Source organism: Methylopila jiangsuensis, assembly GCF_027922305.1.
Classification (GTDB): domain Bacteria; phylum Pseudomonadota; class Alphaproteobacteria; order Rhizobiales; family Methylopilaceae; genus Methylopila; species Methylopila jiangsuensis.
Genome location: NZ_BSFK01000005.1, coordinates 117969 through 132220, shown reverse-complemented (window position 1 = coordinate 132220; position 14252 = coordinate 117969). Strand labels below are relative to the sequence as shown.

Here is a 14252-nt window from a genome sequence, read left to right as displayed (position 1 = left end):
CGCAGTGGATGTCGTCGCCGTGGTCACATGGGCGGTTCGACCATCGGCGGCTCCTGAGGCCGCAGCGGCTCGTCAATCGACGGGTCGGTCGCCGGATCGTCCGTCACGTCCGGCTCCTCCACCGGGGTAGGGTCCGGCGGGAGCGGCGGCTCGCCGGGCATGGGCGGGTTTGGAACGTTCGGTCCGTCAGTCATGGGCGTCTCCCTTCAAACGATTTTTGCTTTGTGGGAGAACGGCCTAGGCCGCCGCGTGGTTCCGAGGAAAGCGTTCGGACGGCGCTTTAGCGTGGCGGGCCGATGGAGAGCTGAAGCTAACAGTGTGCATCGTCTTGTGGGCTCACGACCCTGACCCGCGCCAGGAGGCACGCTGAGATCGTCCTCGGCGCCTTATCCGGAAAACGCCCTATCGCCGTCATGCCCGAGCTTGTCTCGGGCATCCACGACTTCCGCGCTGAAGCGCCCAGCGCCGATACATCCCATCCGCGTCCGACATCGACACGATGGCGACCCACCTTACCGTGAAATCCGCGCCGCGCCGTCAAACCCCGTTGTGAACCGCCCGTATCAACCCCTTCCGCGCGGTCCGCTTTCCTCCGTCCCGCGCCTCACTCCGCCGGCGCGGGCGCGGGGCGCGCGGCGGCCGTCACCGGCGCGCCCATGCGCCGGGCTTTCCGCGCCATACGGCGGGAACGGCGCGCGGTGGAGCGCTCCTTCTCCTCCCGGCGCGCCACATGCGGCAGGATGAGATGCTTGGTGAGCACCAGCGCGATCACCAGCAGCGGGGCGGCGAGGAACGCGCCCACCGGCCCCCACAGCCACAGCCAGAACGCCAAAGCCGCGAGCACCAGCAGCGGGTTGATGGTGAAGCGGCGGCCGAGGATCATCGGGGTCAGGATGTTGCCCTCGATGAAGGTCAGAGCCACGAAGGCGAGCGGCGGCGCGGCGATGGCGAGCGCGGTCTTGAAGGTGACGAGGCTGACGCCGACCAGGATGAGCGTCAGCGCCGCCGGCCCGAGGAACGGCGCATAGTTCAGCGCGAAGGCCAGCGCGCCCCACAGCGCCGGACTCGGCATGCCGATCATCCACATGGCGAGCGCCGTCGCGAGCCCGAGCGCGATGTTGATGACGGTGATCGTGACCAGATAGTCCGACACCCGCGCCTCCACGTCCCGCATGATGCGGCCGGCGGTGAGCTGGGCGCGGCGGCCGAGGCACATGCTGAGCAGGCCGGTGCGGATGGAGCTGCGGGTGGCGAGGTAGAAGAACAGCGTGCAGGCGAACAGCGCCGCCTGGCCGATGACCGCCGGGGCGCTGAGCGCCGCGCTCGACAGCAGGCCCGCGCCCTGCAGCACCACCTTGGGCGCGCTGTCGTCGCCCATGCTGGTGACGCGCTCGAGCGATTCCGACACCTGCTTGATCTGAAGGAAGGTGGAGCGCATCTCCACCACGCGCTTCTGCAGCGCGGTCCACAGCTCCGGCGCCCGGTCGATCCAGCTCTGCAGCGGCATGGAGAAGGCGTAGGCCGCGAGATAGATCAGCCCGAACAGCGCGAGCACCACCAGCAGCGCGCTCGCGGTCGACGACAGGCCGCGCTTTTCCAGCCGCCCGATGCCGGGCCCGAGCAGCAGCCCGACGATGATGGCGAGCGTCATGGGCACGAGAATCTCCGCCGCGAGCTTCAGCGCGGCGGAGAGCACGATGACGAACAGCCCGATGCAGGCGACCTTGGCCCCCGCGTCGAGCATCGACGAGATGGGCGCGCGGGCGGGCCGGGCCGCGATAAGCGGCTTCTGCCCGGCCGTGATGTCGAGCGGCCCGCCCTCGTCGACGAGGCTCACGTGAGCGAGACCTTCCCGTTGTCGCCGAGGTCCGGGCGCTCATGCTTGATCCGCGCCTTTGCGATCTCGAACGCCACCGCCACGGGGTTGGACTTGCCGTCCCAGTATTCCGCCGACTGGGGCCGCACTGTGAGCAGCCGCAGGTTGGGGTCGCCCGGCCCGTCCGGGAACCAGGTCTTGGCCATCTCGCTCCAGTGGCGCTCGATCTCGGCGCGGTCCGCCGTCACCGTGGCCTCGCCGGACAGCGAGACGTAGGCGTTCGCGTTCGGCTTGGAGAAGGCGAGGCACACCTCCGGATCGGCGGCGATCTCGTCGTCCTTGTGCGCGCGGGCGTCGGTGAAGAAGGCGATCGCGCCCTCCTCCCGGTCCGCCATGGCGTGCATGGGCCGGGCCCGCAGGGCGCCCCCGTCCTTCGACGTCAGCATGCAGACGCCGATGTCGTCGACGAGGTCCCACACGCGGGCGGCGTCGCGGTCGGTCATTGGGGGGTCTCCTTCCGAAGGGCCGCGCCGGTCCGTGAGCCGGCGTCGTTTTTCGTCAGGAGAACAACCGTCGGGGCGTCGCGGTTCCTTGAGCGGATGATCACCGACGCGAAATCGCGCCGCGAGCCTCCGCCGCCGCTCAGTCCTCCCGGAACGAACGGCGGAAGGAGTGCACCACCGGGTCGATCAGATAGTCCATCGCCACCCGCTTGCGGGCCTCCACATAGGCCTCGACCGGGGTGCCGGGCTTCATGTCGGAGGGCGAGGCGAAGCTCGCGAACTCGGCCCGGTCCACCGCGATCTTGGCGGTGTAGTAGGTTTCGCGGGTCTGCTGGTCGGTGATGATGTCGGCGGAGATGGTGATGACCCGGCCGTCGATCATGGGCATGTCGCGCTGGGCGAAGGTGAGGAACGACACCCGCGCCTTCTGGCCGATGGCGATGTTGCGGATGTCGTGGGCGGCGAGGCGGCCCTCGATCACCAGATCGCCTTCGGTCGGCACGATCTCCAGGATCTCGTCGCCGGGGCGCACCACGCCGCCGACGGTCTTCTGCTTCAGGTTCAGCACGTAGCCGGTTTCGGGCGCCAGAACCTGGGTGCGGCTCAGCACGTCCTCGCTGGCGGCGAGCCGGGCGTGAAGCGCCGAAATCTCCGAGCGGGCCTTGGCGAGCTCGGTGGAAGTGTCGTTCAGGTAGCTGGTGACGGCGTTGCGGAGCGCGATGCGCTTCTCGGCGCTCTCGATCTCCGCCCGGCGGATGTCCGCCTGCAGGGCGGCGATGTCGGTGTCGAGCTCGGAGCGGCGGCGCTGCAGGTCGAGCAGCAGCGGCTTGCGGGCGAGGCCCTTGTCCATCAGCCCCTGCGTGTCCTCGATCTGCACGTCGATCAGGTCGCGCTGGGCCTCGGAGCCGCCGATGCGGGCGCGGTTGGCGTCCACCTGCGCGCCGAGGCGCTTGATCTGCGTCTCCAGCAGCTCCTGCCGCTCCTGCTGGTCGCGCCGGGTGGTCTCGAACAGCGCCCGCTGGCCGGCGACGAAATCCGGGAACGTCGGGTCGTCCTTCGCCACCGCCTCCGCCGCGGCGAAGTCGATATCGTCCTTGTCCGTGAGCTGGGCGGACAGCCGCGCCGCCTCCGCCAGCCGGCGGGACAGGGTGTTGCGCTGCTGGCCGTAAATGGCCTGCGCCTGGGTGCGCTCCAGCGTCATCAGCGGCTGGCCGCGCTGCACCAGATCGCCGTCCTTGACGAGGATCTCGCGCACGATGCCGCCTTCGAGGTGCTGCACGATCTTGCGGCTGCCTTCCGGGCCCACCACGCCGCGCACCGCCGCGCCGCCCGCGAGCGGCGCCGTCATGGCCCAGACCGTGAAGCCGCCCATGAAGCCAAAGATCACCACGCCGCCGGCCAGCGTCACCCCCTTGAGGCGGCTCGACAGCGTCAGGCCGCGGGGGCGCTGGGGAATCGGGTTCTCGTCGCTCGCGCTCATCGCGCCCCTCCCGGAACGGTGCGGACGTCGGCGGGCACCGGCGCCACCAGCTCGCGCAGGATCTCGGTCGGCGGGCCCATGCGCGTGAGCTGCCCCGCCGTCATGACGCCGACCCGGTCGCAGAGCTGCGCCAGCGCCGGCTTGTGGGTGACGAGCACCACCGTGACGCCCCGCTCCTTCAGCGCCGCGAGCGCGCCCACCAGCGCCCTTTCGCCCTCGCCGTCGAGGGCGGAGTTCGGCTCGTCCAGCACCACGAGGCGGGTGTCGCCATAGACCGCGCGGGCGAGCGCGATGCGCTGCCGCTGGCCGCCGGACAGCATGGCGCCGCCGTTCACGAGCACCGTGTCGTAGCCCTGCGGCAGGCTGAGAACGAGATCGTGGCAGCCCACGAGCTTCGCGGCCTCCACCACCTTGGCGTCGTCGGGCGCGTCGAAGCGGGCGATGACGTCGCGCACCCGTCCGGTGAACAGCTCCGTGCCCTGCGCCAGATAGCCGACGTAGCGACGGCGCTGGTCGTCGCGCCACAGCATCACGTCGCCGCCGTCGAGCCGCACCGCGCCGCGGTTCGGCGCGCGCGAGCCGACGATGACCCGGCAGAGCGTGCTCTTGCCGGAGCCCGACGGCCCGATCAGCGCGAGGCTCGAACCCGGCGCCACGCCGAAGCTCACGCCGGCGAGGATCGGCCGCTCGCCGCCCGGCGTCATCAGCGTCACGCCCTCGACGGTGAGCTTGCCCGCCGGCGCCGGCAGGGCGATCGGGTCCTCCACCAGCACGCGGGAGGCCTCCAGCAGCTTGGTGATGCGGCCCCAGGCGGAGCGGCTCTGCTGCAGGCCGCGCCAGGCGGCGATAGCCTGATCCAGCGGCGCCAGCGCCCGCGACAGCAGGATCGAGCTCGCGATCATGCCGCCGGGCGTGATGTGGCCCTCGAGCGAGAGCGCGGCGCCCAGAGCCAGCGTGCAGATCTGCGCTACCACGCGCAGGAACTTGCCGGCGCCGATCATCACCGTGCCGCGGTCGGTCGCCTCGCCGAGCAGCGCGGTGGAGCGGGCGTTGGCCTGGCTGGCGCGGTCGGCGAGCGGCCGGCTCAGCCCCATGGCGGCGACGCTGTCCACGTTGCGCGCGGCCTCCGCCAGCACCCGCTGCGCCTCCTGATGGCCCTGCGCCACCTTCTCCGCGGCCGGCCGCGTCATGCGGTCGTTCACCAGCGCCAGCGCGATGATCAGGATGGAGAACACGAGGCCGAGCAGGCCGAGATAGGGATGGATGATGGCGCAGCAGATCAGGAACAGCGGCATCCACGGCGTGTCGCACAGCGACGGCAGCGTGGGGCCGGACAGGAAGCTGCGCACGGTGCGCAGGTCGTTGAAGGGGGTGCCCTCGCCGGCGCCGCTCGCCTTCACCAGCCCCTGCTCCGCGCCCATGGCGGCGGCGAACACCGGCTCGAACAGCGTGTCCTCGATCCATTCGCCGATGCGGGCCAGCGCCCGCAGGCGGATCGCCTCCAGCGCGGCGTAGACCGCGACCGCGGCCGCGGCCATCAGGGTGATGTAGATCAGCGTCTCGATCACGGCGCTGCGCAGCACGCGGTCATAGACCTGCATCATATAGACGGAGGGCACCAGCAGCAGCAGGTTGATGGCGATGGAGAACACCGCCAGCAGCCAGAAGGCCGGCTTGATCTCCTTGCGCACGCGCTCCAGCGCCTTGGCGCCGGAGCTGAGCTTGGACGTCGGCTGCGACATTGGTCCCCCATCCGCATGGCCGGTGGTAATCGAGCGCCACCGTCAGGCGCATCTGCTCTTAAAGCGTCGGCCCCAGCGTCCACAAGTCAGGAGTAACCTGCAGTTCCCTGAGGAACACCGCCGCATGCGGTCCAGACAAGTCCAACCGCATATCCGTAAACGACCGGCACCGCGCAACCCGAACCTTCGGCCGCGGCGCGGTCAGCGGTCGCCCGCCTCCCAACCCGCGGTGGTCTCCGCCGCATAGTCGGCGAAGCGCCCCGCGGCGATGGCGGCGCGCGCGCCCTCCATAAGCCGCTGATAGTAGTCCAGATTGGCCCAGGTCAGCAGCATCATGCCAAGGATTTCGCCGCTCTTCACCAGATGATGCAGATAGGCGCGGGAGTAGTCCCGCGCCGCCGGGCACGGGCTCTCCGGGTCCAGAGGCCGGGGATCGTCCGCGTGGCGGGCGTTCTTCAGGTTGAGTTTGCCGAAGCGGGTGAAGGCCTGTCCGTGGCGGCCGGCGCGGGTCGGCATCACGCAGTCGAACATGTCGACGCCGCGGGCGACCGACTTCAGCAGGTCGTCCGGCGAGCCCACGCCCATGAGGTAGCGCGGTCGGCCCGCCGGCAGCTCCGGCGTGGTCTCCTCCAGCATGGCGAGCATGACGTGCTGGGGCTCGCCCACCGCCAGCCCGCCGATGGCGTAGCCGTCGAAGCCGATGTCCACCAGCGCCCGGGCCGAAGCCTTGCGCAAGTCGGGCGCGTCGCCGCCCTGCACGATGCCGAACAGCGCCCGCCCCTGCGGCGTCCCGAACGCGGCCTTGGAGCGCTCGGCCCAGGCGAGCGACAGCCGCATGGCGCGCTCCACCTCGGCGGGCGGCGCGGGCAGGCGCACGCATTCGTCGAACTGCATGGTGACGTCGGCGCCGAGCAGGCGCTGGATCTCCACCGAGCGCTCCGGGGTCAGCCGGTGGGTGGAGCCGTCGATGTGGGATTTGAAGGTCACGCCGTCCTTGTCGAGCTTGCGCAGGCTCGACAGCGACATGACCTGGAAGCCGCCGGAATCGGTGAGGATGGGATGCGGCCAGTTCATGAAGCGGTGCAGGCCGCCCAGCTCCGCCACCCGCTCCGCGCCGGGGCGCAGCATGAGGTGGTAGACGTTGCCGAGCACCACGTCGGCGCCGGTCTCGCGCACCTGGCCGGCGTACATGGCCTTCACGGTCGCCGCCGTGCCCACCGGCATGAAGGCGGGGGTGCGGATTTCGCCGCGCGGGAAGACCAGCGCGCCCGTGCGCGCCGCCCCGTCGGTCGCCGCGATGCGGAACGGAATCTCGCTCATGGGCGCGGGGCTTTCGGCAGGAACAGGCAGGCGTCGCCGTAGGAGTAAAAGCGGTAGCCCCCGGCGACGGCGTGGGCGTAGGCGCGGCGGACCACGTCGAGGCCGGCGAAGGCGGACACCAGCATCATCAGCGTGGAGCGGGGCAGATGGAAGTTGGTCAGCAGCGCATCCACCGCCCGGAACCGGAAGCCCGGCGTGATGAAGATGTCGGTCTCGCCGGCGAAGGCCGCAAGCCGCCCGTCGGGGCCGACCGCGCTTTCCAGCAGCCGGCAGGAGGTGGTGCCGACCGCCACCAGCCGGCCGCCGGCGTCCCGCGCGGCGTTCAGCGCCTCGGCCGTCGCGGCGTCCAGCGTCCCGCTCTCGAAATGCATGCGGTGGTCGTCGGTGTCCTCCGCCTTCACCGGCAGGAAGGTGCCGGCGCCCACATGCAGGATCGTCTCGTGGCGGCTCACCCCGCGGGCGGCGATCGCCTCCACCAGCCGGGGCGTGAAATGCAGGCCCGCGGTCGGGGCCGCCACCGCGCCCGCCTCGCGGGCGAACAGGGTCTGGTAGTCGTCGGCGTCGCGGGCGTCGACGCCGCGCTTGGCGCCGATGTAGGGCGGCAGCGGCAGTTCCCCGAGCGCGGCGATGGCGGCGTCGAGGTCGGGCCCGGCGCGATCGAAGGCGAGCGTGACCTCGCCGCCGTCGCCCCGCGCCTCCACGGTCGCGGACAGCGGCGCGGCGCCCTCGCCGATCTCCACCCGCTCGCCAAGGCCGAGCTTCTTCGCCGGCCGGGCGAAAGCCTTCCAGCGCGCCCCGTCGAGCCGCTGGTGCAGCAGGATCTCCACCTTCGCAACCGTCCCGCCGCGCCGGCGCAGCGCCCGGAGACGGGCGGGGATGACGCGGGTTGCGTTCACCGCCAGGGCGTCGCCGGGCGCGAGCAGGTCCGGCAGATCGGACACCAGCCGGTCCTCGAGCTCGGTCTCCGCGCCCGGCCGCACCACCAGCAGGCGCGCGCTGTCCCGCGGGCTCGCGGGCCGCAGGGCGATCCGGTCCTCGGGCAGGTCGAAGTCGAACAGGGAGACGTCCAAGGACGGAAGGTCCTTCGTGTCGGGCGCTGAAAGCAGGATCGCCGGGCGAGGCCCGGCGATCGGTTCGGTCAGGAACGCGCCGGGGCTGGCCGGGAGCCCTCGCTCGCCGTCATGCCCGAGCTCGTCTCGGGCATCCACGACTTGAACGCACGCCGCATAGCTCCGCGAAAGTCGTGGATACCCGCGCAAACGCGCGGGCATGACGGGAGTGTTTTAATCGCGCGCCTCTCCGTCGAACGTCGCGTCAGGCGACGTCGGCGGCGACCTTGACGCTGACGATCTTGTCCGGGTTCGAGACCGGCTCGCCGCGCTTGATCTTGTCCACGTTCTCCATGCCCTCGGTCACGGCGCCCCAGACGGAGTACTGGCCGTCGAGCCACGGGGCTTCGGTGAAGCAGATGAAGAACTGGCTGTCGGCCGAGTTCGGGTCCATGGCGCGGGCGGCGGAGACGGTGCCGCGCACATGCTTCTCCTTGGAGAACTCCGCCTTCAGCTTCTGGCCCGAGCCGCCGCGGCCGGTGCCTTCCGGGCAGCCGGTCTGGGCCATGAAGCCGTCGATGACGCGGTGGAACGGCACGCCGTCGTAGAAGCCCTGCCGCGCCAGCTCCTTCACGCGCGCCACATGGGTCGGCGCGAGGTCGGGGCGCAGAGCCACGACGACGCGCCCCTGGGTGGTCTCGATGACGAGCGTGTTCTCGGGATCGCTCATGGTCTTCAGTCTCCGTGAAACGGGAAATCGGTTGTCGGGGGGATATGAGGCGTCAGCGCGCGCCCTGGACGCGCATGGTGGTGACCTTGTCGGGGTTCGGCGCCATGCCGCCCGGACCGACGCCCTTGGCGAGCTTGTCGACGTTCTCCATGCCGGACGTCACCTCGCCCACGATGGTGTACTGGCCGTCGAGCCAGGGCGCGGGCGCGTAGGAGATGAAAAACTGGCTGTTGGCGCTGTCGGGCGAGCCCGCGCGGGCCATGCCCACCGCGCCGCGCTTGAAGCTCTCCTTGGAGAACTCCGCCGGCAGGTCGGGATACTTGGAGCCGCCGGTCCCGGTGCCGGTGGGATCGCCGGTCTGGGCCATGAAGCCCGCGATCACCCGGTGGAACAGCACGCCGTCATAGAACTTCTCGTTCGTGAGCCTGACGATGCGCTCCACATGCTTCGGCGCGAGGTCCGGCCGCAGACGGATGGCGACCGGGCCCTTGGTGGTCTCCAGCACCACGGTCGGGGCCGAGGCCGGCGCGGTCTGGGCGACGGCGGGGCCGCCGAAGCCGAGCGCGACGGCGAAAGCGAGCGGAAGCTTCATGGCGAAAAGCCCTCGGTGAGCGGGAAGAGGCCGCCGCGCCACGGCGGATCAGCCCTTGAAACGCTGGGCCAGCCGCTCGGCGACCAGCGGCGGGACAAAGGACGACACGTCGCCGCCCATGGCCGCGATCTGGCGCACGAGCGTGGCGGTGAGATGGCGGACGCCGGGGCTCGCGGGCAGGAACACGGTCTGCACGCCCGGCGCGAGTTCGCCGTTCATGCCGGCCATCTGCATCTCGTAGTCGAAGTCCGTGGCGTCGCGCAGGCCGCGGATCAGCAGCGTGGCGCCGGCGGCCTGCGCGGCCTCCACCACCAGCCCGTCGAAGGTCACGGCCTCGAAGCTCGCGCCCTTCGCCTGAGCCAGCGGCTGGCACAGGGCGTCGAGCAGCTTAAGCCGCTCGTCCGCGGAGAACACCGGCGTCTTGCCAGGATGGACGCCGACGCCGACCACCAGACGGTCCGCGAGGCCGCAGGCGCGCGCGACCACGTCCAGATGCCCGTTGGTCACGGGGTCGAAGGAGCCGGCGTAGAAGGCGGTGCGTGCCATGGCGCTCAGTTCGTTGCGGCGCTCGTGTTCTCGCGCAGCCGCCCCGAAGGGGCCGCGGCGGGCCGTGCTTAACCCGCCTCGGCGCCCCCCCGCAACCCCGGCGGATGGGTGAACGATCAATGAACGCCCGCGCCAGCGACCGTTCAGCCCCGCCCGCCGATGCTGCGGGCACAGGCATCGACGACAGGTGGAGGACGCGCCCATGCCCGAGACATCGTTCGATCACGCCCGCGTGGCGACGGCCCTGACGGCGTCGCTCGTCGCGATCTTCGCGCTCATCGCCCTGGCTGCGCTCGCGCCCACGGGCCGATGGACCTCTCCGCCGCCGGCGTTCGACGCGCCGGCCTCCGTTTCCCTCGCGCGTTAAGCCCCCGCCGCGAAACGGCGTCGGGGCGGGTTCCCGCCCCTCTCCGCCCCGGCACGCACGAGGACGCCCGGCCGCTGGGGGCGCGGCCGGGCGACGTTTTCGTCCGCAATGGACACGAAAAAGGCCCGGCGTCGGGACGCCGGGCCTTTTCCTTGATCCGATGGGTCCGCGCTTACTCGACCACCTCGACCACGCGGCGGTCGCCGTCGACGATGTAGCGCTTCTCGTTCACCACCGTGTAGCGGTAGTCGCTGTCGGGCACCTCGTAGACCTCCACCGCCTCCGGCAGCGGTTCGCCCACCACGACCTCACCCTCGTAGGCGACGGACGGGCGCTCTTCCTTCACCACATAGGTCTTCACCTCGCGCGGCGGCGCGACGATGGTGCCGACGACCGCGCCGGCGACGCCGCCGACCGCGGCCCCCACCGGCCCGCCGATCACCGCGCCTGTGGCTGCCCCGCCGGCCGCCCCCGAGACCGTGCCTTCCTGAGCCAGCGCCACGGACGGCGCCGCGACGCCGAGAACAAGCGCAAGTACAGCGACATGGTTTCGCATGAAAGACGTCTCCTGTTTTCTCCCTCGGGGATGGAAACGCCGTCTACGCCGACCGGTTCCGGGCCGGATGTGTTTTTTGACATGCCCTCATCTGGCGTCAGGCGCCGTGACGGAGCGCGAAACCTTGCGCCTGCGCGGCGACCGCGCCCAGCCGCGCCAGCGCCTCCAGCGTCGCGGCGATGCGCGGCGCGGCGCGGCGGCCGTCCCGGAAACGGCCGGCGAGCGCCGCCGCGTCGATGGGGCCGGCCTCGCCCACCAGCGCCAGCAGCACCGCGGCGGTCTGGGCCACCGGCTCCCGCGGGAAGGCGGGGCGGGCGTCGGCGATCTCGGGCGCAGGCGCGGCCGCGGCCACATAGGCGAAGGGGCGCTCGGCCGGCGGCGCGAAACGGCGCGCCTGATGGTCCGGCCGCAGCCAGCGGATCAGCCCCCGCGCCTCCTCCGCGCGACGCTCCTGATTGAGGGCCGCGAGCCGCGCCACCGCCTCGTCCGCGGCCATGTCCGCCGGCCAGCCGTAAGCGGCGGCGACGGCGCGATCGAGCCGGTCGTGCAGATCCTGCAGCAGCAGCACCAGCCCGTCGTCGAAGACGCGCCGCTCGTCGGGCGTCAGATCGTTCGGCCGCGCGCCGGCCCGCAGCCGCTCCAGCACGTTGTAGACGCCGGTCATGGTCAGGCGCGGGCGCGCGCCGAGCACGCGCTTGCGGCAACCGTCGATCTCCTCCGCGATCGCCCCGATCAGCGCCTGCTGGCCGGAGGTGGCGACAGGAAACGGGAACGGATCGAAGCAGCGGGATTTGGAGTAGCGCGGATCGTTGCCGACGCCCTGACGCCCTCCCGCCGCCAGAGCCCACAGAACGTGGATTCGCGACGACAGCACGCCGAGATGGAAGGCGCAGTCGCTGGCGACCGCCACCAGCATGTTGTCCGGCAGCACGCCGGCGTCGAGAAACTGGAACACCCGGTGCTTGGCCGTCTCGGTGGTGGCGATGAAGCGGGGGAGGCCTTCGAGAGCTTCGCGCAGATCCGGCCGCGTCTTGCCGAACAGCCACCAGGCCTGAAGGTAACTCTCCGCGTCCTTGGTGGGCGAGCGGGCGACCTGCGCCGCCCGCGCCTCCCGCACGGTCATGGCGAGGTGCTGGTAAATCTCGGGACACCGGCGGCGCACGTCGTCTTCGGACAGGCCGAACAGGTCGATGGCGAACAGGCCTCGCGGCCGCTGGGTGAGGTCCCGGCCGTTCCGGTACGGCCGGATGCGCTGAACGAGGTCCTCGTCGGTCTCCCGGCCCAATCGTTCGGCGGTTTCGGCGTCGATCAGAAAGCCCGAGCCATGCAGCTTCACGCCGGGGCAGCACAGTCCGTCATTGGCGCGGAGAGCGGCGGCCTTGGTCACGTCCGCCCCCACCGTCAGGTCGGCGTTGATGCGCCCGACGCGCTCCGCCAGTTCGATCACCGGCGCGTCGGCGTCGAGCGCGTCTTCCCTGACGACCCTGCGCAGAACGCCGTCCCGGACGCCGGCCTCCGCCACCGTCATGGCGATGCGCACCGCGGCGCTGTCCGGCGCGGCTTTGGTCCAGGGGTGATCGGGAATCGCCATCACCAGCGAGACCGGCGTCTCCGCCGCCATGTGGCGCTGGAGCGTGCGGCGCTGGAACACCTGGGAGATGGAGTTGGTGGTGACGAAGCCGAAGCGGCGCAGCGCGGTTCCCCCGGCGGTCAGAAGCTCCGCCGCCCGGTCCCACCAGTACATGACGAAATCGGCGCTCTCGTTCATGTGCGGATGCGCCGCCCACAGGGCCTCCGCATAGGACCGTCCCAGCCGCTCGCGCAGGTCCTTACCGCCGATGAAGGGCGGGTTGCCGACGATGAACTCCGCCTCCGGCCAGTCCGGCCGGCGCGGCGTCTCCCCTTCCGCCAGCACCGCGTCGCCAACCCTGATGTTGCCGAAGGCGCGCAGGATCGGCTCGCCCGGCGCCCCGCCGCGGGTGCGGGCGCGCCACTGCAGATAGCCGATCCACAGCACGAGCTCGGCGATGGAGGCCGCGCGCGGGTTCTTCTCCAGCCCGAGCAGCTGCCGCAGGTCGACGGTGTGGCCTTCGAGGCCGGACAGGCCCTCCTGGCCGCCGAGATCGACCAGCGCCTCCAGAACCTCGCCCTCGAGGCGCTTCATCAGCTCCAGCGTCACGTAAAGGAAGTTTCCGGTGCCGCAGGCGGGGTCCAGCACGCGGACGGCGCAGAGCCTGCGGTGGAACGCCGCCACCACGCTCCGCGCCTGCACGCCCTTGCCTTCGCCGCGCAGCCGCTCCGCCGCGCCCAGCGCCGCGGCCCAGTCGGCCCGCAACGGCTCGATCACGGTAGCCAGCACCAGCCGCTCCACATAGGCGCGGGGCGTGTAATGGGCGCCGAGGCTGCGGCGCTCCGCCGGGTCCAGCGCCTTCTCCAGCAGCGCGCCGAAGATCGCCGGCTCCACGTCGCGCCAGTCGAAGGCGGCGGCGGCGCGCAGTTCGGCGATGTGGCCGGCGTCGAGCGGCAGCACGGCGGAGTCCTTGAAGAACGAGCCGTTGAAGCGCAGCACCCGCTGTTTGAACGCATAGGCGAACTCGCCTTCGTCCATGGCCCGCCAGAGCTGGCCGACCATGGGTTCGAACTCGTCCGGCCTCGCCTCGCATTCCGCCAGCAGCGCGGAGAAGGCGCCGGCGGGGATCAGCTCCACGCTCTGGGCGAACATGGTGAACAGCATGCGCATCAGGAACTGGGCCACATCGGCGGCCTCATGCCCCTGCGCTTCCAGCCGGCGCGAGACCGCCGCCAGCCGCTCGGCGATGGCGCGGGTGACGCGGGCGGAGCGGCGCGACGGGTCGAGCGACCACGGATCGGACCACGCCCGCGCCAGCCGGTCGCGGATCTCCGGCCGGCGCAGATCCTCCAGATAGATGCGGAAGCCCTGCCGGTCGGGGAACTGGTCGTAGGCTTTGCCGTCGCGGCGGAAGTTGGCGTAAAGCTCCAGACAGTGGCCCACGTCGCAGACGATGACGAAGGGCGGCGGCTCGTGGCCGTCCGGCAGCCAGCGCACGTAATGCTCGGCCTGGTTGCGCGCGTTCATCATCAGCACGTCCCAGGCCTTGTCGGCCCCGCGCCGTCCCGGCGTGGCGGGCGCCGGGTCGCGCTCCTCCGCCATGGCCTTGGGCCGGCCGGGCCAGCGCGACTGCTTGGCCTCCAGCACGAAGCAGCCCCGGCGGTAGAGGTCGATGCGGCGGTGGGAGACGGAGCCGTCGCGCAGGGTCTCCCGCACCACGCGCTCGAACACGTAGTCGTTGACCGCTTCTGCGGCGGAGGCGGGTTCCGGCCGGGGCGCGCCGAGGGCGTCGGCGAGTTCGGTGAGGAACAGCGCGTAGTTCGCCCGCTCCTGCCCGCCGACGCGGCCCTGCCAGCGGGCGATGAACGCCTCGATCGCCTCATCCGCCATGACCGCCCCGACGCGCGCGAAAGACACACGCGATGCGTGCACAGACGGATACGATTCTCAATCTAAAAGTGCATAAACGTTAAAATGCGAT

The 14252-nt window shown here is 71.3% G+C and carries 13 protein-coding genes; 1 reads left to right on the top strand and 12 read right to left on the bottom strand.

Annotated features, from left to right (window positions below; genetic code table 11):
• Nucleotides 1-23: 23 nt before the first annotated feature.
• The 10 genes from PKE85_RS02205 to coaD form a co-directional block, all read right to left on the bottom strand.
• Nucleotides 24-194: a hypothetical protein gene (locus PKE85_RS02205; protein ID WP_271203158.1), complete on the bottom strand. Its 171-nt coding sequence runs from the start codon at nucleotides 192-194 to the stop codon at nucleotides 24-26.
• Nucleotides 195-604: 410 nt separating this feature from the next.
• Nucleotides 605-1837: an AI-2E family transporter gene (locus PKE85_RS02200; protein WP_271203157.1), complete on the bottom strand. Its 1233-nt coding sequence runs from the start codon at nucleotides 1835-1837 to the stop codon at nucleotides 605-607.
• Complete coding sequence (locus PKE85_RS02195; RefSeq protein ID WP_271203156.1) at nucleotides 1834-2319, bottom strand: pyridoxamine 5'-phosphate oxidase family protein; 486 nt, start codon at nucleotides 2317-2319, stop codon at nucleotides 1834-1836. Before PKE85_RS02195 ends, PKE85_RS02200 begins: the two co-directional genes overlap by 4 nt.
• 139 nt (nucleotides 2320-2458) lie before the next feature.
• On the bottom strand, nucleotides 2459-3799 hold the full coding sequence (locus tag PKE85_RS02190) for an HlyD family type I secretion periplasmic adaptor subunit (RefSeq protein WP_271203155.1): 1341 nt from the start codon (nucleotides 3797-3799) through the stop codon (nucleotides 2459-2461).
• Complete coding sequence (locus PKE85_RS02185; protein WP_271203154.1) at nucleotides 3796-5541, bottom strand: type I secretion system permease/ATPase; 1746 nt, start codon at nucleotides 5539-5541, stop codon at nucleotides 3796-3798. The genes PKE85_RS02190 and PKE85_RS02185 overlap by 4 nt, the downstream gene beginning before the upstream one ends.
• 201 nt (nucleotides 5542-5742) lie before the next feature.
• Nucleotides 5743-6861, bottom strand: coding sequence for a tRNA guanosine(34) transglycosylase Tgt (gene tgt / locus PKE85_RS02180; RefSeq protein ID WP_271203153.1), 1119 nt, complete (start codon nucleotides 6859-6861; stop codon nucleotides 5743-5745).
• Nucleotides 6858-7931, bottom strand: a complete 1074-nt coding sequence (gene queA / locus PKE85_RS02175; RefSeq protein ID WP_271203152.1) for a tRNA preQ1(34) S-adenosylmethionine ribosyltransferase-isomerase QueA — start codon at nucleotides 7929-7931, stop codon at nucleotides 6858-6860. Before queA ends, tgt begins: the two co-directional genes overlap by 4 nt.
• Nucleotides 7932-8175: 244 nt before the next feature.
• Nucleotides 8176-8640, bottom strand: coding sequence for a peptidylprolyl isomerase (locus PKE85_RS02170; RefSeq protein ID WP_271203151.1), 465 nt, complete (start codon nucleotides 8638-8640; stop codon nucleotides 8176-8178).
• A gap of 52 nt (nucleotides 8641-8692) precedes the next feature.
• Nucleotides 8693-9232 (bottom strand): peptidylprolyl isomerase, encoded by a 540-nt coding sequence (locus PKE85_RS02165; RefSeq protein ID WP_271203150.1) that lies wholly within the window; start codon nucleotides 9230-9232, stop codon nucleotides 8693-8695.
• Nucleotides 9233-9280: 48 nt separating this feature from the next.
• Nucleotides 9281-9778, bottom strand: coding sequence for a pantetheine-phosphate adenylyltransferase (coaD, locus tag PKE85_RS02160; RefSeq protein ID WP_271203149.1), 498 nt, complete (start codon nucleotides 9776-9778; stop codon nucleotides 9281-9283).
• Between the two features lie 202 nt (nucleotides 9779-9980).
• On the opposite strand from coaD, the gene PKE85_RS02155 reads away from it, so the two are divergent.
• Nucleotides 9981-10145 (top strand): hypothetical protein, encoded by a 165-nt coding sequence (locus tag PKE85_RS02155; RefSeq protein ID WP_271203148.1) that lies wholly within the window; start codon nucleotides 9981-9983, stop codon nucleotides 10143-10145.
• Nucleotides 10146-10317: 172 nt separating this feature from the next.
• On the opposite strand, the gene PKE85_RS02150 is transcribed toward PKE85_RS02155, so the two are convergent.
• Together PKE85_RS02150 and PKE85_RS02145 are read right to left on the bottom strand one after the other, a co-directional pair.
• Entirely contained in the window at nucleotides 10318-10701 is a 384-nt protein-coding gene (locus tag PKE85_RS02150) for a DUF1236 domain-containing protein (RefSeq protein WP_271203147.1), read from the bottom strand.
• Nucleotides 10702-10798: 97 nt separating this feature from the next.
• Nucleotides 10799-14161, bottom strand: coding sequence for a class I SAM-dependent DNA methyltransferase (locus tag PKE85_RS02145; RefSeq protein ID WP_271203146.1), 3363 nt, complete (start codon nucleotides 14159-14161; stop codon nucleotides 10799-10801).
• Nucleotides 14162-14252: the final 91 nt, after the last annotated feature.

What these genes read in the sequence shown, in the direction of transcription:
- PKE85_RS02205 (WP_271203158.1), bottom strand. Translation starts at nt 194, where the DNA reads ATGACTGACGGACCGAACGTTCCAAACCCGCCCATGCCCGGCGAGCCG.
- PKE85_RS02195 (WP_271203156.1), bottom strand. Translation starts at nt 2,319, where the DNA reads ATGACCGACCGCGACGCCGCCCGCGTGTGGGACCTCGTCGACGACATC.
- PKE85_RS02190 (WP_271203155.1), bottom strand. Translation starts at nt 3,799, where the DNA reads ATGAGCGCGAGCGACGAGAACCCGATTCCCCAGCGCCCCCGCGGCCTG.
- PKE85_RS02185 (WP_271203154.1), bottom strand. Translation starts at nt 5,541, where the DNA reads ATGTCGCAGCCGACGTCCAAGCTCAGCTCCGGCGCCAAGGCGCTGGAG.
- tgt (WP_271203153.1), bottom strand. Translation starts at nt 6,861, where the DNA reads ATGAGCGAGATTCCGTTCCGCATCGCGGCGACCGACGGGGCGGCGCGC.
- PKE85_RS02170 (WP_271203151.1), bottom strand. Translation starts at nt 8,640, where the DNA reads ATGAGCGATCCCGAGAACACGCTCGTCATCGAGACCACCCAGGGGCGC.
- PKE85_RS02165 (WP_271203150.1), bottom strand. Translation starts at nt 9,232, where the DNA reads ATGAAGCTTCCGCTCGCTTTCGCCGTCGCGCTCGGCTTCGGCGGCCCC.
- coaD (WP_271203149.1), bottom strand. Translation starts at nt 9,778, where the DNA reads ATGGCACGCACCGCCTTCTACGCCGGCTCCTTCGACCCCGTGACCAAC.
- PKE85_RS02155 (WP_271203148.1), top strand. Translation starts at nt 9,981, where the DNA reads ATGCCCGAGACATCGTTCGATCACGCCCGCGTGGCGACGGCCCTGACG.
- PKE85_RS02150 (WP_271203147.1), bottom strand. Translation starts at nt 10,701, where the DNA reads ATGCGAAACCATGTCGCTGTACTTGCGCTTGTTCTCGGCGTCGCGGCG.
- PKE85_RS02145 (WP_271203146.1), bottom strand. Translation starts at nt 14,161, where the DNA reads ATGGCGGATGAGGCGATCGAGGCGTTCATCGCCCGCTGGCAGGGCCGC.